This is a genomic window from Chthonobacter albigriseus, assembly GCF_013839445.1.
In the GTDB taxonomy this organism is placed as follows: domain Bacteria; phylum Pseudomonadota; class Alphaproteobacteria; order Rhizobiales; family Pleomorphomonadaceae; genus Chthonobacter; species Chthonobacter albigriseus.
On sequence record NZ_JACDIT010000005.1, the window covers coordinates 257,987 to 273,839 of the forward strand.

General features: G+C 68.0%; 18 protein-coding genes. 7 read left to right on the top strand and 11 right to left on the bottom strand.

The window, feature by feature from the left end:
* Positions 1 to 15: 15 nt before the first annotated feature.
* The gene (gene ctrA / locus HZ321_RS15150) at positions 16 to 711 is read right to left on the bottom strand and encodes a response regulator transcription factor CtrA (RefSeq protein WP_181703221.1); all 696 of its coding nucleotides are present in this window, start codon (positions 709 to 711) and stop codon (positions 16 to 18) included.
* 443 nt (positions 712 to 1,154) lie between these two features.
* Between ctrA and fliI the strand changes: the two genes are divergently transcribed.
* Positions 1,155 to 2,501, top strand: coding sequence for a flagellar protein export ATPase FliI (gene fliI, locus HZ321_RS15155; protein WP_181703222.1), 1,347 nt, complete (start codon positions 1,155 to 1,157; stop codon positions 2,499 to 2,501).
* A gap of 6 nt (positions 2,502 to 2,507) precedes the next feature.
* A complete protein-coding gene (gene fliJ / locus HZ321_RS15160; RefSeq protein WP_181703286.1) occupies positions 2,508 to 2,921 on the top strand; it encodes a flagellar export protein FliJ in 414 nt (137 codons plus the stop codon).
* A gap of 90 nt (positions 2,922 to 3,011) precedes the next feature.
* Here fliJ and ychF read toward each other — a convergent pair whose 3' ends face one another.
* The 6 genes from ychF to HZ321_RS15190 all read right to left on the bottom strand — a co-directional run bounded on the left by ychF (position 3,012) and on the right by HZ321_RS15190 (position 7,509).
* A complete protein-coding gene (gene ychF, locus HZ321_RS15165; RefSeq protein ID WP_181703223.1) occupies positions 3,012 to 4,106 on the bottom strand; it encodes a redox-regulated ATPase YchF in 1,095 nt (364 codons plus the stop codon).
* A gap of 83 nt (positions 4,107 to 4,189) precedes the next feature.
* Positions 4,190 to 4,921 carry an aminoacyl-tRNA hydrolase gene (pth, locus tag HZ321_RS15170; RefSeq protein ID WP_181703224.1) on the bottom strand — a complete coding sequence of 244 codons (732 nt, stop codon included), beginning with the start codon at positions 4,919 to 4,921 and terminating at the stop codon, positions 4,190 to 4,192.
* A gap of 109 nt (positions 4,922 to 5,030) precedes the next feature.
* Positions 5,031 to 5,627 carry a 50S ribosomal protein L25/general stress protein Ctc gene (locus tag HZ321_RS15175; RefSeq protein ID WP_181703225.1) on the bottom strand — a complete coding sequence of 199 codons (597 nt, stop codon included), beginning with the start codon at positions 5,625 to 5,627 and terminating at the stop codon, positions 5,031 to 5,033.
* Positions 5,628 to 5,847: 220 nt separating this feature from the next.
* A complete protein-coding gene (locus HZ321_RS15180; protein ID WP_181703226.1) occupies positions 5,848 to 6,348 on the bottom strand; it encodes a YbjN domain-containing protein in 501 nt (166 codons plus the stop codon).
* A 382-nt stretch (positions 6,349 to 6,730) separates the two neighbouring features.
* Positions 6,731 to 7,063 (bottom strand): accessory factor UbiK family protein, encoded by a 333-nt coding sequence (locus HZ321_RS15185; protein WP_181703227.1) that lies wholly within the window; start codon positions 7,061 to 7,063, stop codon positions 6,731 to 6,733.
* A 113-nt stretch (positions 7,064 to 7,176) separates the two neighbouring features.
* On the bottom strand, positions 7,177 to 7,509 hold the full coding sequence (locus HZ321_RS15190) for a hypothetical protein (protein ID WP_181703228.1): 333 nt from the start codon (positions 7,507 to 7,509) through the stop codon (positions 7,177 to 7,179).
* A gap of 228 nt (positions 7,510 to 7,737) precedes the next feature.
* On the opposite strand from HZ321_RS15190, the gene lgt reads away from it, so the two are divergent.
* Positions 7,738 to 8,565, top strand: coding sequence for a prolipoprotein diacylglyceryl transferase (gene lgt / locus HZ321_RS15195; protein WP_181703229.1), 828 nt, complete (start codon positions 7,738 to 7,740; stop codon positions 8,563 to 8,565).
* A complete protein-coding gene (locus tag HZ321_RS15200) occupies positions 8,562 to 9,644 on the top strand; it encodes a class I SAM-dependent methyltransferase (protein WP_181703230.1) in 1,083 nt (360 codons plus the stop codon). The genes lgt and HZ321_RS15200 overlap by 4 nt, the downstream gene beginning before the upstream one ends.
* Positions 9,645 to 9,650: 6 nt before the next feature.
* Here HZ321_RS15200 and HZ321_RS15205 read toward each other — a convergent pair whose 3' ends face one another.
* From HZ321_RS15205 to pgeF, 4 genes are all read right to left on the bottom strand, one after another.
* The gene (locus HZ321_RS15205) at positions 9,651 to 10,583 is read right to left on the bottom strand and encodes a ribose-phosphate pyrophosphokinase (protein WP_181703231.1); all 933 of its coding nucleotides are present in this window, start codon (positions 10,581 to 10,583) and stop codon (positions 9,651 to 9,653) included.
* Between the two features lie 190 nt (positions 10,584 to 10,773).
* Positions 10,774 to 11,385 carry a hypothetical protein gene (locus tag HZ321_RS15210; protein WP_181703232.1) on the bottom strand — a complete coding sequence of 204 codons (612 nt, stop codon included), beginning with the start codon at positions 11,383 to 11,385 and terminating at the stop codon, positions 10,774 to 10,776.
* 75 nt (positions 11,386 to 11,460) lie between these two features.
* Entirely contained in the window at positions 11,461 to 12,615 is a 1,155-nt protein-coding gene (locus HZ321_RS15215) for a M24 family metallopeptidase (protein WP_181703233.1), read from the bottom strand.
* Between the two features lie 15 nt (positions 12,616 to 12,630).
* Entirely contained in the window at positions 12,631 to 13,404 is a 774-nt protein-coding gene (gene pgeF / locus HZ321_RS15220; RefSeq protein ID WP_181703234.1) for a peptidoglycan editing factor PgeF, read from the bottom strand.
* Between the two features lie 176 nt (positions 13,405 to 13,580).
* Here pgeF and proC point away from each other — a divergent pair, with 176 nt between their 5' ends.
* The 3 genes from proC to HZ321_RS15235 all read left to right on the top strand — a co-directional run bounded on the left by proC (position 13,581) and on the right by HZ321_RS15235 (position 15,848).
* A complete protein-coding gene (proC, locus tag HZ321_RS15225) occupies positions 13,581 to 14,402 on the top strand; it encodes a pyrroline-5-carboxylate reductase (protein ID WP_181703235.1) in 822 nt (273 codons plus the stop codon).
* 72 nt (positions 14,403 to 14,474) lie between these two features.
* Complete coding sequence (locus HZ321_RS15230) at positions 14,475 to 15,149, top strand: TetR/AcrR family transcriptional regulator (RefSeq protein ID WP_181703236.1); 675 nt, start codon at positions 14,475 to 14,477, stop codon at positions 15,147 to 15,149.
* 342 nt (positions 15,150 to 15,491) lie between these two features.
* Positions 15,492 to 15,848, top strand: coding sequence for a tRNA-binding protein (locus HZ321_RS15235; protein WP_181703237.1), 357 nt, complete (start codon positions 15,492 to 15,494; stop codon positions 15,846 to 15,848).
* Positions 15,849 to 15,853 lie beyond the last annotated feature (5 nt).

Here is a 15,853-nt window from a genome sequence, read left to right on the forward strand (position 1 = left end):
GGACGCGCGGCGAGGTCAGGCGATCTCGCGGATGTCGTCGGGTTCACGCAGCACGTAGCCGCGGCCCCAGACCGTCTCGATGTAGTTCTTGCCGTCGGTGGCATTGGCGAGCTTCTTGCGGAGCTTGCAGATGAAGACGTCGATGATCTTCAGCTCCGGCTCGTCCATGCCGCCGTAGAGGTGGTTGAGGAACATCTCCTTGGTCAGGGTGGTACCCTTGCGGAGCGAAAGCAGCTCCAGCATCTGGTACTCCTTGCCGGTGAGATGCACCCGCTGGCCGTTCACTTCCACCGTCTTGGTGTCCAGGTTCACGACCAGGTCGCCGGTCACGATGACCGACTGGGCGTGACCCTTGGAGCGACGGACGATCGCGTGGATGCGTGCGATCAGCTCGTCCTTGTGGAAAGGCTTGGTCATGTAGTCGTCGGCGCCGAAGCCGAGACCGCGGACCTTATCTTCGATGTTGCCAAGACCCGACAGAATCAGGATCGGCGTCTTGACCTTCGACACGCGGAGCGTCCTGAGGACCTCGTAGCCGGACATGTCCGGCAGGTTGAGATCAAGCAGAATGATGTCGTAGTCGTAGAGTTTACCCAGGTCGATGCCTTCTTCGCCCAGGTCCGTCGTGTAGACGTTGAAGCTCTCAGACTTCAGCATCAGCTCGATGCTCTGTGCGGTCGCGCTGTCGTCCTCGATCAGCAAAACGCGCATGCCAATCCCCTCGTGTTTTCGGGCTTCGGTTCCGACATCCTGTCAGCCCGTAGCCCGCAGATGCGGGTCGTTCGACGTCGGAGTACAACCTACCGACCAATGGTTAACAAACTCTGATTCCGCCGAGCAAGCGAATTGGAATCGAACCTCCAAAAAAGGTTTCACAGCCCTCTGATTCCTCGCAGAATCCCGTAGCTGTGAAGCTTCGATTCCGGTTTAACAAATGCCGCTAACCGACTCTTGCGACTCAGCCATTGCAGCTTGTCCACAGACCTTGATCGCCCGACCGGGGGAACCCGCTTTGGTCCCATGAGGGAAATCATTAACGCCCGGAGTAAACGAACCGTTACACTCTCGAATCAGTGAGCGCCATTTCTTAATGCCTGAGGTGAACTGTTGCGGGATTGCAACAACACAGTGGCAATCAAGGCTGGAGTGAGACGATGGATCGGCTGATCGCTGCCATCGAAGGCATCCGCGACGTGGAGGTCTACGGACGGGTCGCCGCGGTGCAGGGCCTGCTCGTGGAAGTCGCCGGTCCGGTGCAGGAGATGAGCGTCGGCGCACGGCTCGCGGTCACCGGGTTCAACGGCCGTACGGTCGGGGTCGAGGTGGTCGGCTTCCGCGGCGAGCGGGCGCTCTGCATGCCGTTCGCCTCGCTGGAAGGCGTGCGTCTCGGCGCCAAGGCGACACTGGTGTCCGACGGAACCGTGGTCAGGCCCTCGCGTGCGATGCTCGGCCGGGTGGTCAATGCATTCGGCGAACCGATCGACGGCAAGGGGGCGATCGCGCAGGGGCCGGTGGCCCGGCCGCTGCGGGCGTCGCCGCCGGCCGCCTCGGACCGGGCCCGCGTCGGCGGGCCGATCGACCTCGGGGTGCGCGCGCTCAACACCTTTGCGACCTGCTGTCGCGGGCAGCGTATGGGCATCTTCGCCGGCTCGGGCGTCGGCAAGTCGGTGCTGCTCTCCATGCTCGCCCGCTACACAGCCTGCGACGTGGCGGTGATCGGGCTGATCGGCGAGCGCGGGCGCGAGGTGCAGGAATTCATCGAGGACGATCTCGGGCCGGAGGGCCTCGCCCGCTCCGTGGTGATCGTCGCGACTTCGGACGAGTCCGCGCTGCTGCGCCGCCAGGCCGCTTATCTCACGCTGACGATCGCCGAGCATTTCCGCGACGAGGGCGACGAGGTGCTGTGCCTGATGGACTCGGTCACGCGTTTCGCCATGGCGCAGCGGGAGATCGGGCTGGCAGCCGGCGAGCCGCCGACTTCGAAGGGCTACACCCCCACGGTGTTCACGGAACTGCCGCGGCTCCTGGAGCGCGCCGGGCCGGGCCGGCCGGGGGAGGGCTCGATCACCGGGCTGTTCACCGTGCTGGTGGAGGGCGACAACCACAACGAGCCGGTGGCGGACGCGGTGCGCGGCATCCTGGACGGCCACATCGTGATGGAGCGGGCGATCGCCGAGCGGGGCCGCTACCCGGCCGTCAACGTGCTGAAGTCGGTGTCGCGCACGATGCCGGGCTGCGTGGAGCCGGAATGGCGGCCGTTGATCCGGGAGGCCAAGCGGCTGATGGCGACCTATACCGACATGGAGGAGTTGATCCGGCTCGGCGCCTATCGCAAGGGTACGAACCCGGAGGTGGACGCCGCGATCGCCGCGAACGGGCCGGTGGAAGCCTTCCTCACTCAGGCCAAGGAAGAGGCAACTTCGCGCTCGGAAGGATATCGCGTGCTCGCCAACCTTTTGGAAAGCAGTGTCGGTATAAAGTTCTCCTCATCCGGGGAGTAATGAATGATGAAGTCGCGTAACAGTCTCATCCGGCTCAAGCGTTTCCAGGTCGACGAGAAGCGTCGGCAGGTGGCGCAGATCGAGATGATGATCGCCGAGTTCGAACGGATGGCAACGGATCTGGACGACCAGATCCTGGCCGAGCAGAAGCGCGTCGGAATCTCCGATGTGAGTCACTTTGCCTATCCGACCTTCGCCAAGGCGGCCATGCAGCGCCGGGACAACCTCCTGGTCTCGGCCAACGAGCTCAGGTCGCAGCTGGATGCCGCTCAGGCGGCGCTCAGCGAGGCGGTCGAGGACATGAAGAAGGTCGAGCTCATCGAAGAGCGCGACCAGATGCGCGACCGCGCCGCCAGCGATGCGCTCGAGCAGGATGCGCTCGACGAGATGGCGACGCGCATGAGTTTTCGGACCGCCTGACGGCGGACACACCACCCCGGAGCGACCTTTCCAGGCGGCCGTCGGAGAACCCTCCGGCGGCCGTCTGCATTCGGTGACCCGGCCGGCCCCTCAGGCGTTGAACTTGAAGAGCATCACGTCGCCGTCGTGGACGACGTATTCCTTGCCTTCGTCGCGCGCCTTGCCCAGTTCCTTGGCCTTCACCTCGCCCAGCGTGACGTAGTCGTCGTAGGCGATGGTCTGCGCACGGATGAAGCCGCGCTCGAAGTCGGAATGGATGACGCCGGCGGCCTGGGGCGCCTTGGTGCCCTTGACGATGGTCCAGGCCCGCGTCTCCTTCGGGCCGGCGGTGAAGTAGGTGATCAGGCCGAGCAGGTCGTAGCCGGCTCGGATGAGCCGGTCGAGGCCCGGCTCTTCAAGGCCGAGGGTCTCCAGGAACTCCTTCTGCTCCTCGTCGGAGAGCTGGGCGATCTCGGCCTCGATCGCGGCGGAGATGACGACGGCCTTGGCGCCTTCGGCCTTCGCCTTGGCGAAGACCTTCTCGGAGAAGGCGTTGCCGGTGCCGGCCGAGGCCTCGTCGACATTGCAGACGTAGAGCACGGGCTTGGAGGTCAGGAGGTTGAGCGCGCCATACTGCACCTCCATGCCCTTCGGCACGTCCACGGTGCGGGCGGGGCGGCCCTCACGCAGAGCATCGAGGGCGAGGTCCATCAGTTCCACCTGCTCGCGGGCTTCCTTGTCGCCGCCCTGCGCGCGCTTGCGCAGCGGCACGACGCGGCGCTCCAGGCTTTCCAGGTCGGAGAGCATCAGCTCGGTCTCCACCGTCTCGGCGTCGGCGACGGGGTCGACCTTGCCCTCCACGTGGGTGATGTCGCCGTCCTCGAAGCAGCGGAGCACGTGGGCGATGGCGTCGACTTCACGGATGTTGGCGAGGAACTGGTTGCCGAGGCCTTCGCCCTTGGAGGCGCCGCGGACCAGGCCGGCGATGTCCACGAAGGTGAGGCGCGTCGGCACGATCTGCGCGGACTTGGCCTGCGCGGCGATCCGGGCCATGCGCGGGTCCGGCACCGCCACTTCGCCCGTGTTGGGCTCGATGGTGCAGAAGGGATAGTTCGCCGCCTGGGCCGCCGCCGTCTTGGTCAGCGCGTTGAAGAGGGTGGACTTGCCGACGTTGGGCAGGCCGACGATACCGCACTTGAAGCCCATGGGAGGGGAGTCTTTCCTAGGGAAATGAGAGTTGCCGGCTGTTTGCGGCAGGGGAGGGGGAAGGTCAAGGGGGATGGCCGGGGCTAGAGCCTCGGCTTGCCGCCCTTCGGCTTGCTTCCGAGGAGGCCCTTGAGGATGGAGGCCATGGCGTTGCGTTCGGCCGGCGGTTCAGCGGCGGGAGTGTCCACCGATGCAGCGGCGGGCTTGGCGGATTCCGCGTCGACGGCCTTCGGCTTCTTCTCCTTCTTCGGTTCGATCAGGAGGTGGATGCGGTTGGCGAAGCTGGTGTCGGCACCCTTCACGACCTCGTCGATGTTGTCGACGATGGCGTCGAAGAAGGGCTCCAGCCAGGCCGCGTCCGCCTTGGCGAAGTCGGAGAGCACGTGGCCGTGGACCAGTTCCTTGACGCCGGGATGACCGATGCCGAGGCGCATGCGGCGGTAGCCGTCTGTGATCTGGCTGGTGATGGAGCGCAGGCCGTTGTGGCCGCCGTGGCCGCCGCCGACCTTCATGCGGAGCTTGCCGGGCGGCAGGTCGAGTTCGTCGTGCAGCACGACCACATCGGTGGGCGCGAGCTTCAGGAAGCGCACGGCCTCGCCGACCGAGCGGCCGCTCTCGTTCATGTAGGTCTGCGGCTTCATCAGGAGCACGCGCTCGCCGGCGATGGTGCCCTCGGCGACCTCGGCCTGGAAGTTCTTGCGCCAGGCGGGAAAGCGATAGCGGTCGTGGATGCGGTCGACCACCATGAAGCCGATGTTGTGCCGGTTGCCGGCGTATTTCGGGCCCGGGTTTCCGAGGCCGGCCAGGATCAGCATGGCGACGGTCCCTTGCGTGGCTGGGGCGGCGTCAGCCCCCCGGTCTGAAAACGGACGGGGTCCCGATCGGTCGACCGGAACCCCGCAACGATGCGTGCGATACGGCCGATCAGGCGGTTTCGGCAGCTTCCGACTGGGCGGCAGCCGAACCGGCGATGGTGGCGATCGTGAAGTCGCGATCGCGGATCGTCGGAATGGCGCCTTCCGGCAGCTTGATCGCCGAGATGTGGATGCTGTCGCCGATGTCGGCGTCCTTCAGGTCCACTTCGATGAACTCGGGGATCGCGTCGGGCGACACTTCCAGTTCGATCTCGTGGCGGACAATGTTGAGCACGCCGCCGCGCTTCAGGCCCACCGAGGTGTCCTGGTTCAGGAAGTGCACGGGCACGTCGACGGTGATCTTGGAGTTCGCCGTCACGCGCAGGAAGTCGACGTGGATCAGGAAGTCCTTCACCGGGTCGGTCTGGTAGTCGCGCGGGAGCACGCGGATCTTCTCGCCGCCGACGTCGATGGTGGCGACGTGCGTCAGGAAGCCGCCGGCATGGAGCTTCTTGGAAACCTCGTTCGCGTTGAGGGCGATCGAGAGGGGGGCCTGCTTGTCGCCGTAGATCACAGCGGGAATGAGCCCTTCACGGCGCAGAGCGCGGGCGGACCCCTTTCCCACCCGATCGCGCGCGGAGGCCTTGAGCTCGTAGGTCTGAGCCATGGTGCCTTACCTTGCATTCGAGAACTGAAAACACGAAGGCGGCCGACGGCCGCCTCGCGGTGCCGCACTCCCTCCAGGGGGGTGGGTGCGGACGGCGGGTGCATAGCCGGAAACCGCGGAAAACGCAAGCGCGGGGGGTGATCCTCGTCCGCGCGGACATGAAAAACGCCCGGCGGGTGGCCGCCGGGCGTGTGGGTTGTCGTGACCGGCCCGACGGGGGTCAGGCTTCTCCCATGGTCTCGATCAGTGAATGGTCCAGCGCCTCGCGGGCGTTCTTGCCCGCCCAGACGACGAACTGGAAGGACTGGTAGAAGCGCTCGCAGGACGAAAGAGCATTCTCCAGCATGGATTCGATCTGCTCGTCGCTGGCCTCCGCCTGTCCGGCCAGGATCAGGGCGTGGCGGTACATGATCACGCCCTCGCGCTGCCAGAGGTCGAAGTGGCCGATCCAGAGTTGCTCGTTGACGAGGCTGAGCAGCTTGACCACCTCGGTGCGGCGGGCGTCCAGAACCTTGATGTCAAAGGCGCAGGCCAGGTGCAGCGCCTCCATGTCCTCCATCCAGGAAAAGGATACGTGATAGTCGCACCAGTTGCCCTGAATGGACACGGTGATCTCGTCCTCGCCCGACCGCTCGAACGACCAGTCGTTCTGGGCGGCGATGAGCTCGATCGAGTCGACTGGATTGCTTGGCCGTTCGGAATGAACATCGATGAGGGTCACGATCGACCTCCAAGGTTGCGGCTGGACTCCAGCGCGCGGCTACCTCAGGACGCGTCCGCGAGCCAGCGGCCGGCCGCCGTGGCCTTCGTCGCGTCCCCGAACCGGTGACCGCCCCACGGGAGACGGTGCGGGGTCAGCCGGTGTGGCACCCATGGGCGCAAACGCAACCCACGGGAATCCGTTGCGAGCATCCTCGGCGCGGGCCGACACAACCCCTTGGGTCGGAAGCCCGAATCTCATCTTCATCCAGTATAGGCAGGTGAAGCGGGGCCAAGGAATGGTTCGCTCGCGTTTTTGGTGAATCTGTTGCTTCCGTGCCGAGAGCCTGTGGACGACCCATGCGTCCGCCGCAGGGCTCGGCGGTGCAACATCGCGGAGCGCCTCAGTTCCCGCCGGACGCGCCGTCGGGCGGCGTCGCGGCGGCCGGGCCGGTCGCGTCCGCGGCGGGGCGGACGGACGCCAGATGGACGGCCAACTGGCCCTCCAAGGCGGCCACGCGGGCGGAGAGGCGTTCCACCTCCGCCAGCGCCTTGGCCGCCAGCTCCTGGGCGATCTCCAGGTCTTCCCGGCGGACCAGGTCCATCTCGGATGCGACCCGGTCGGCCTGGGTGCGCAGCACCGTCTCCACTTCGCGACGGGCCGACTGGGCGACGCCGGCGGCATCGTTCATCAGCTTGGCGAACTCATCGAGGATGCGGCTCTGGCCGTCTGACATGGCTCACTCCCGTCGGCGGAGGGGTCCGCCGTCAAAACGCGTGGGGCAAGGTGCCCCACGGCGGGAATGTGGCCCTCAACCGGGCGGCAATCAAGCCGGCCTTTGGAACGGCGTCACTCGGTGAAGCGGAAGGTGGCGACTTCGCAGACGTTGACGTCCTCCTGGATCGCCTCGCGGCCGTCTTCCAGAACCGCCTTGAAGTCGTACTTGCAGTAGCCGGTGCCGTCGTCGATGTTGATGATGATGTTCTCGCCCGCGCCGAGCATGTCCTGGCCGAGGATGTCTTCCTCCCAGGTGTTGGCGCCGACGTTCGAGGCGTAGAACTCGCGAATCTCCGACGAGGTCTCGTTGATGACGCGGACGCGGCGGTCCAGCGCGAAGGCGCTCCCGGCGACGGAGACGAGCGCAACGGCGGCAGCACAAGCCACCGCGAATCCCTTGACCATGTATTCCCCCCAGTCGTGGTTGGGTCCGGCGGCGGCCCGCGGCTCACCGCAAGCAGGATCGATGTTCTGCCTGACAAAATATGCATCAGGATTCGTATACATCTAGATAACCGCAGGCCTTGTGCGCCCTCCGTCTCCGGGCGGGCGCGGCGGCCGACGCGCTCCGGCTTGACCTCGCACTGCGCATCCCGCAAACGTGCGGCACCGTTCCCCGCGCCCAGGTTCGCGATGCCGCTCTTCGCCTTGCCGTTTCCGGCCATCAGTCCGGAACTCATCGAGATCGGACCGTTCGTGATCCGGTGGTACGCGCTCGCCTACATCACGGGGCTGCTGTTCGGCTGGTGGTATCTGCGCCGGCTGGTCTCCACGCCCGGGCTGTGGGGCGATCAGCGCAGACCCGGAACGCTCGACATCGACGACCTTCTGGTGTGGATCACGCTCGGCATCATCCTCGGCGGGCGGATCGGCTACATCCTGTTCTACAACTTCGCCTCCTACCGGGCCGCGCCGTGGGAGATCCTGATGATCTGGCACGGCGGCATGTCGTTCCACGGCGGCCTCATCGGGGCGGCGCTGGCGATGGCGCTCTTCGCGCGCAGACGGGACCTCAACGTCTGGTCGGTGTTCGATCTGGCGGCCGCGGCCGTGCCGGTGGGCCTGTTCCTCGGGCGAATTGCCAACTTCATCAACGGCGAACTGTTCGGCCGGCCCTCGGACGTGCCGTGGGCGGTGATGTTTCCCGCGGGCGGCGGGATCCCGCGTCATCCAAGCCAGCTCTACGAGGCCGGACTGGAGGGGCTGCTCACCTTCATCGTGCTGACGGTCGCCGTGCGGCTCGGCGGGCTGAAGCGGCCGGGGCTGGTGACGGGGCTGTTCGGTATTCTCTACGGGCTGTCGCGGATCTTCGTGGAGTTCTTCCGGGAGCCCGATCCGCAGGTCGGCTATCTCGCCCTCGACGTCGTGACGATGGGGATGGTGCTCTCGCTGCCGCTCGTCCTCGTCGGCGGCGGCTTCCTTGTCCTTGCCCTTTCCGGCCGTACGAGGTCGACGCGATGAATGCGCTGTCCGAGAAGATCCGGGCGCTGATCGAGGCGACCGGGCCTATGCCCGTTTCGGACTTCATGGCGCTCGCGCTCGGCGATCCGGAACACGGCTACTACACCACGCGCGAACCGTTCGGCGCGGCCGGCGACTTCACCACCGCGCCGGAGATCAGCCAGATGTTCGGCGAGCTGATCGGGATCTGGTCGATTGCTGTGTTCGAGGCGCTCGGCCGGCCGGAGCGCTTCGTGCTTGCCGAGCTGGGTCCCGGACGCGGCACGCTGATGGCGGACGCCCTGCGGGCCGCGCGGATCCGTCCCGCCTTCACCGCCGGGGCGGAAGTCCATCTGGTGGAGACCAGCCCGCGGCTGCGGGCGCTGCAGGCGGAAGCGCTGGCCGGGCTCGCCGAACCGGTCTGGCACGACCGGGTGGAGGACCTGCCGGCGGGGCCGGCGATCGTGATCGCCAACGAGTTCTTCGACGCGCTGCCGATCCGGCAGCTGGTGCGCACCGAAGCGGGCTGGCGGGAGCGGATGATCGGGCTCGGCGACGACGGCCGGCTCGTGTTCGGCGCAGGTGCGAGCGGCATCGATCCGATCCTGGTGCCGGACCACGCCCGGCGCGCGCCGGTCGGCACGGTCGTGGAGATCGCGCCGGCGGCGGCGGCGGTGATGGGCGAGCTGGCCGAGCGGGTGGTGCGCCACGGTGGCATCGTGCTCGCCATCGACTACGGCTCGGCGGTGCCGGGAACGGGCGACACGCTGCAGGCGCTGCACCGCCATGCCAGCGTCGACGTGCTGGAGAACCCGGGCGAGGCGGACGTCACCGCGCATGTGGATTTCGCTGAGCTGGCGATGGTGGCGCGCGAATTCGGCGCCACCGTCCATGGACCGGTGGAGCAGGGCGACTTCCTGGTCGCGCTGGGGCTCGTGGAGCGCGCCGGCACGCTCGGCCGCGACAAGGACGAGGCGACCCGGGCGGACCTTGTGACGGCCGTGGAGCGGCTCGCCGCACCCGAGCAGATGGGGCGGCTGTTCAAGGCGATGGCGGTGTCGAGCGGGATCCGCGTGCCGGGCTTCGGAAGGTCCGGCTGAGGCCGGTCAGTCGAACAGGCTGGAGACCGACTGCTCGGCTGCGGTCCGGGCGATGGCCTCGCCCATCAGCGGCGCGATCGAGATGACGCGCAGCTTGGGGCTGTCCTTCACCGCCGCTGTCGGCTGGATGGAATCGGTGATCACCATTTCCTTCAGCCGGCTATCGGTGATGCGGGCGACGGCGCCGCCGGAGAGCACGCCGTGGGTGGCGTAGGCGGTGACCGAGCGGGCGCCCTTGTTGAGGAGGGCGTCGCCGGCGTTGCAAAGCGTGCCGCCGCTGTCGACGATGTCGTCGACGAGGATGCAGTCGCGCCCTTCCACCGAGCCGATGATGTTCATCACCTCCGATTCGCCCGGCCGCTCGCGGCGCTTGTCGACGATGGCGAGCGGGGCGTCGATGCGCTTGGCGAGCGCGCGGGCGCGGACCACGCCGCCGACGTCGGGCGAGACGACCGTCACGTTGTCAACGGCGTAGCGCTCCTTGATGTCGCGGACGAGCACGGGCGCGCCGAACAGGTTGTCGGTCGGGATGTCGAAGAAGCCCTGGATCTGCCCGGCGTGCAGGTCGAGGGTGAGAACGCGGTCGACGCCGGCATGGGTGATCAGGTTGGCGACGAGCTTGGCGGAGATGGGCGTGCGGCCGGAGGAGCGGCGGTCCTGGCGGGCGTAGCCGAAATAGGGGAGCACCGCGGTGATGCGCTTGGCGGACGAGCGGCGGAGCGCGTCGGTGATGATCAGGAGCTCCATCAGGTTGTCGTTGGCCGGGTAGCTGGTCGACTGGATGATGAAGGCGTCCTCGCCGCGGACGTTCTCCTGGATCTCGACGAAGATCTCCTGGTCGGCAAACCGTCGGACGAGGGTCTTGGTGAGGTCCAGGTCGAGATAGCCGGCGATCGCCTCGGAGAGCGCGCGGTTGGAGTTGCCTGAAACCAGTTTCATGAAAGAGCCACCCTCGACGGCGAGCGGATCAACGCCGGCCGGCCCCGGGGCCCGTCGGCACGATCGCGTCCACTTGATGGCCGGGCTTTTAGCAGCGCGCCGGGGCCAGGACAACACGACCTGTCGTCGTAGCGGGAGGTTCTCCCCTGCACGGCACGATGACGTCGGTATGACGCAGGCCGCGAGGCGCTCAGATCGCCGTCGCTGCGGCTGCGGCCACGGCGGCCGGCGGCCCGTCCTCGGAGGGCACCTGGTTCACCCAGGCATAGAGGCCTTCGATGGTGCGCGCGGCGACGTTGGAGAGAATCTCCTCGCTGACGCCGGCCCAGGGATCGCTCGAGCTGGTCGTCCCGAGCTCGAAGCCGGTGACGCGGTGCAGGAGCTTGTTGTTGGAGTCCAGCACGTCCCAGACGTAGGTGAGGTTGACGCCCTGGTCGCCGCCGACCGCGGAGAGGTAGCCGAGCACGCGGTAGCTGGCGGTCGGATCGCCGCGGCGGACCAGCGTCAGGCCGCGCGCCTTGGCGGAGCGACCGAGGGCGCTCGCCAGATCGTCCGCCTTGTTGGTCGGAACACCCAGGATCTGGTTGAACTGGAAGGTTGCCTGCGCCGCGGGGATCGGCGGCACGGTCGGGCGGGTCGCCTCCGGCGGCGCGGGGACGGTGGGTCCGGCCAAGGTCGCCGGGTTCGATGCGGAGGGGCCCTCCAGGCTCTGGCAGCCGGCGAGCGTGCCGGCCAGCAGCGCGGCCGCCAGCATCCTTGAGGATAGGCCTTCGACGCTCCGGCGGCGTGCGGCATCAAACATCAAGGTCTTCCCCCCGCGTGATTCATTGTCCGCTTCATGCCCGTTTGTGAACGAGGCGAAGGCCGGGTTCAAGCCTCACCCGACGACGGACAGCTCGATGGGCAGGGTGGAGAGCGGTTCGGGTGCCGCTTCGGTGGTCAGGTAGGTGCGGCCGAGGCACATGGCCGTGCCGCTGTCGGAGTCCATCAGGATCATGTGGGCGAAGAGCGTCATGCCCGGCAGGATCGGCGCCGGGTTGCCCCGGTAGAACATCGGCATGTCCATCCAGCTCGGCGTGAACCGCGCGCCCAGCGAATAGCCGCAGGCGTTCAGCCGGTGCTTCTCCATGCCCCAGGTATCCATGACGCGGGCGTGGGCGTCGAAGACGTCGCCGAAGCTGGAGCCAGGGCGCATGGCGCCCTCCACGGCGGCGAGCGCCTCGGCCGCGGCGTCGAAGAGGATGCGGTGGCGTTCGGTGGGCGCGCCGACGATCACGGTTCGCATCAGCGCCGCGTGGTAGTGGCGATAGACGCCGGCGAATTCCAGCGTCAGCTGGTCGTTGTCGGACAGGCGCCGCCGACCGGCCTTGTAGCGGCAGAGGAGGGCGTCCGGCCCGGAGCCGATGATCACCTCGTTGGCAGGGTAGTCGCCGCCGCCTTCGAAGATCGTGCCCTGCAGGACGGCGAGGATGCGGCCCTCGTCGGCGCCCGGCCGGATCTCGGCCAGCGCGCTGGTGTAGGCGAGGTCGCCGAGCCGGGCCGCCTCGCGGACGTAGGCGATCTCGGCAGGGGACTTCACCAGCCGCAGCGTGCCCACCACGTCGGAGGCGTCCACCAGCTCGGCGAACCCCTCCATCGCCTCTTCCAGGGCGCGGCCGTTGCGAGCCGTCAGGCCGTGGGTGTCGAACTCCACGCCGATCGTGGCGGTGACGAGGCCCATCTCGGAAAGGAGATGGCGCAGCTGGTCGGCCGGGCCGGCGTCGGCGCGGTCCACCCAGATCCGGATGTCCTCGACGATCGACGTGTGCTCGGCCTGGCGCAGGTCCGCCGACCGGGTGAGCAGCGCGATCCGCCCGTCGGCGGTCAGCACCATCGACTGGAAGAAGCAGAAGCCGAAGGTGTCGTAGCCGGTCAGCCAGTACATCGATTCCTGGGCGAACAGCAGCATGGCGTCCAGCCCGCGCTCGGCCATGACGGCGCGGACGGCGCTCTGGCGTCCGGCGAATTCGGAGCGATCGAAGTGTATGGCCATGCCGGTATCCAGTTCTCAGCGGGGGTCGAGGGCGATGGCGGACAGGTGGCGGCCGTAGTCGGGTTCGCCCCGGTGCGTCATACGCCGGTAGGAGAAGAAGCGCGTCTCGTCGGCGTAGGTACAGAGCCCGAGATCCTCTGCGTGGCCGACGCCGACCCGCGACAGGCGATCGAGGATGTAGGCGGGCAGGTCGAAGAGCGCATGGTCCGCGGTGGCGGCGGGCGTGAACCAGCGGCCGACGTCCTCGCCGGCGTCCCGGAAGCGCGCGACGAACTCGGGGCCGACCTCGTAGGCCGCGCCGGAGATCATCGGGCCGACCACGGCGACGATGCGGGCGCGGTCGGCGCCGAGGCGCTCCATGGCGTCGACAGTCGCCTCCAGGACGCCGGTGAAGGCGCCGCGCCAGCCGGCGTGTGCCGCGCCGACCACGCCGGCTTCGGCGTCTGCGAAGAGCACCGGGCCGCAATCGGCGGAGGAGACGGCGATGGCAAGGTCCGGCTCGCGGGTGACCACGGCGTCGGCCCGCGGGTTTTCCGACACGGTCCAGGGGGACGTGGCGACGACCACGTCGGGCGAGTGGATCTGGTAGCAGGAGACGAGCCGGTCGGCGGCGACTCCCATGGCGGCGGCGATGCGGGCGCGGTTCTGCAGCACGTGGTCCCGATCGTCGTCGGAGCCGAGCCCGGTGTTGAGGCTGGCGTAGACGCCCTCCGACACGCCACCCTCGCGGGTGAACCAGCCGTGCCGGAGTCCGGGCAGGGCCGAGAGGGTGGGGGAACGCACGACCATGTCGAAGCACCTCTTGGAAAGCCGGCGGATGGTGGCGGGGGACGGCTGACCTGTCAAAGGGGAAGCGAGGACAGCCCGGATCCGGGACGGAGGAAAGGCCCGCGTCCCTCGCTTGCCGCCGCTGCGTACGGGCGGTACACCACGGCGAACCGGTCCAATCCCGCAGGAGCCTTCCCATGACCCTTTCCGCCGTCGGTCCGCTCGTCCTCATCGGCGCGGGCAAGATGGGGGGCGCGATGCTCGCCGGATGGCTGGAGCGCGGGCTTCCCGCCGCCAACGCGATCGTCGTCGATCCCAATCTCGCCGGGGAGATGGCGGATCTCGTGACGCGCCACGGAGCGCGGGCGGTCGCCTCGGCGGCGGAAATCGGCGTCGAGCCCGCGGTGGTGGTGCTGGCGGTCAAGCCGCAGTCGATGGCCGCGGTCCTGCCTCAGGTCGCGCCGGTGATCGGACCGCGGACGGTGGTGATCTCGGTGGCGGCGGGCACGACGATCGCTACGCTTGCGGCCGCGCTTGGCAGCGGCCCGATTGTCCGGGTGATGCCGAATACCCCGGCGCAGGTCAGCCAGGGCATGTCCGTGGGCGTCGGCAACGCGGCGGTCACGGCCGCGGACCGGGACCTGGTCACCCGGCTGATGGACGCGGTGGGCAAGACTGCATGGGTCGACGACGAGGCGCTGATGGACGCGGTGACCGCCGTCTCCGGCTCGGGTCCGGCCTATGTCTTCCTGCTCGCGGAGTGCCTGGCGAAGGCCGCCGAGAAGGCCGGGCTGCCGCCGGACCTCGCCATGCTCGCCGCGCGCCAGACCGTTGCCGGCGCCGGTGCGCTGCTCGCCGCCTCGCCACTGGAGCCAGCGGTCCTGCGGCAGAACGTGACTTCCCCGGGCGGCACGACCGCGGCCGCGCTTGCCGTGCTGATGGCGGAGGGCGGGCTGCAGCCGCTGCTCGACGAGGCCGTCGCGGCGGCGGCCCGGCGCTCCCGCGAACTTGCGGGCTGATCGGCCTACAATCCGCCATGACGGAGCCCTATCTCGTCTCAAGCGAGTGCATTCAACTCCCGGAGACGAGCCATGGCAGGCAAGGCGGATACCCAGCGCGGCAGGATGATCGACGCCTTCGTCGGCAGGCTCGCCACGCGCCCCTTCAACGAAGTCGAACTTGCCGATGTGGCGGCTGACGCCGGTGTCACGCTGGCCGACCTCCGGCGCGAGTTCGACGGGCGGCATGCGCTGCTCAAGGCTTTCGTCCAGCGGATCGACACGGCGGTGCTCGCCGGCGACGATCCCGCGATGGCGGACCAGCCGCCGCGCGACCGCGTGTTCGACGTGCTGATGCGCCGGCTCGACGTGCTTGCGCCGCACAAGGAAGCGGTCCGGTCGCTGCTGCGCTCCGTGCGCGGCGATCCGGGGACGGCGTTGTTCGTCAACGGCCTCGTCACCCGCTCGATGAGCTACATGCTGGCGGCCGCGCGGGTTTCCACCGGCGGGCGGCGCGGCGCGCTGAAGGCGCAGGGCCTTGCCTTCGCCTGGGCGCGGATCGTCGACGTTTGGATCGACGATCCCGATCCGGGGCTGGCCCGGACGATGGTCGAGGTGGATCGCGCCCTCTCCCGCGGGGAGCGGGCGCTCGACATGGTGGACCGGCTCTGCTCCGGCCTGTCACGTCTCGACGAGGGCCTCTCCCGGTTCCGCGGCCGCAGGCGCGGCGACAGGCCGGCCGAAGGCGTCGCCGGCGAGGGAATCTGAGCCTTCCAACGGGTGCCGAAACGAAACCGGGGCCGATCCGCAACGGATCAGCCCCGGACTCGATGGAGGTCATTCTTTGGAAAAAACGGCGCTTTCCTCGATGGGAAGGATCACGCCGGCTAATATCCGGCTCTGCAACACAAACAAACAAATCACCACGAAACGGTGTGGTTATCCGTCGTGCCGCAGCGGAATGCATCAACAATCTGAATGACCCGGTCGCTAACGCGGTGTTAACGCGCTCAATCCCCGCGCACCGTTGCGACAATGCAACAGATCCCCCCTGCCGCGGCCCGCAGCCCGGTGTAAGGTCGCCGCCCCGACATCCTTCGAGGAGCGCCCATGAGCGAGACCGCCCAGCCTTCCACCATCACCTTCGACGACTTCCTGAAGGTCGATATCCGCGTCGGGCGGATCGTGGAGGCGGAGGTGTTCGAAAAGGCGCGCCGCCCCGCCTACAAGCTCAAGATCGACTTCGGCCCGGAGATCGGCATCCGGAAATCCTCCGCGCAGATCACCGTCCACTACGCGCCGGCTGACCTCGTCGGCCGACTGGTGATGGGCGTCGTCAATTTCCCGCCCCGCCAGATCGGGCCGTTCATGTCGGAGGTGCTGACGCTCGGCGTCCCCGACGGCGAGGGAAACGTCGTGCTGGTGACGCCGAGCATGGACGTCCCGATCGGCGGACGGCTCTACTGAGCAAG

What these genes read in the sequence shown, in the direction of transcription:
- pth (WP_181703224.1), bottom strand. Translation starts at nt 4,921, where the DNA reads ATGCTGATCCTGGCCGGCCTCGGAAACCCGGGCCCGAAATACGCCGGC.
- ychF (WP_181703223.1), bottom strand. Translation starts at nt 4,106, where the DNA reads ATGGGCTTCAAGTGCGGTATCGTCGGCCTGCCCAACGTCGGCAAGTCC.
- lgt (WP_181703229.1), top strand. Translation starts at nt 7,738, where the DNA reads ATGCCGCTCTTCGCCTTGCCGTTTCCGGCCATCAGTCCGGAACTCATC.
- HZ321_RS15230 (WP_181703236.1), top strand. Translation starts at nt 14,475, where the DNA reads ATGGCAGGCAAGGCGGATACCCAGCGCGGCAGGATGATCGACGCCTTC.
- HZ321_RS15215 (WP_181703233.1), bottom strand. Translation starts at nt 12,615, where the DNA reads ATGGCCATACACTTCGATCGCTCCGAATTCGCCGGACGCCAGAGCGCC.
- HZ321_RS15200 (WP_181703230.1), top strand. Translation starts at nt 8,562, where the DNA reads ATGAATGCGCTGTCCGAGAAGATCCGGGCGCTGATCGAGGCGACCGGG.
- HZ321_RS15210 (WP_181703232.1), bottom strand. Translation starts at nt 11,385, where the DNA reads ATGTTTGATGCCGCACGCCGCCGGAGCGTCGAAGGCCTATCCTCAAGG.
- pgeF (WP_181703234.1), bottom strand. Translation starts at nt 13,404, where the DNA reads ATGGTCGTGCGTTCCCCCACCCTCTCGGCCCTGCCCGGACTCCGGCAC.
- HZ321_RS15185 (WP_181703227.1), bottom strand. Translation starts at nt 7,063, where the DNA reads ATGTCAGACGGCCAGAGCCGCATCCTCGATGAGTTCGCCAAGCTGATG.
- fliI (WP_181703222.1), top strand. Translation starts at nt 1,155, where the DNA reads ATGGATCGGCTGATCGCTGCCATCGAAGGCATCCGCGACGTGGAGGTC.
- HZ321_RS15235 (WP_181703237.1), top strand. Translation starts at nt 15,492, where the DNA reads ATGAGCGAGACCGCCCAGCCTTCCACCATCACCTTCGACGACTTCCTG.
- HZ321_RS15175 (WP_181703225.1), bottom strand. Translation starts at nt 5,627, where the DNA reads ATGGCTCAGACCTACGAGCTCAAGGCCTCCGCGCGCGATCGGGTGGGA.
- fliJ (WP_181703286.1), top strand. Translation starts at nt 2,508, where the DNA reads ATGAAGTCGCGTAACAGTCTCATCCGGCTCAAGCGTTTCCAGGTCGAC.
- HZ321_RS15190 (WP_181703228.1), bottom strand. Translation starts at nt 7,509, where the DNA reads ATGGTCAAGGGATTCGCGGTGGCTTGTGCTGCCGCCGTTGCGCTCGTC.
- HZ321_RS15205 (WP_181703231.1), bottom strand. Translation starts at nt 10,583, where the DNA reads ATGAAACTGGTTTCAGGCAACTCCAACCGCGCGCTCTCCGAGGCGATC.
- proC (WP_181703235.1), top strand. Translation starts at nt 13,581, where the DNA reads ATGACCCTTTCCGCCGTCGGTCCGCTCGTCCTCATCGGCGCGGGCAAG.
- ctrA (WP_181703221.1), bottom strand. Translation starts at nt 711, where the DNA reads ATGCGCGTTTTGCTGATCGAGGACGACAGCGCGACCGCACAGAGCATC.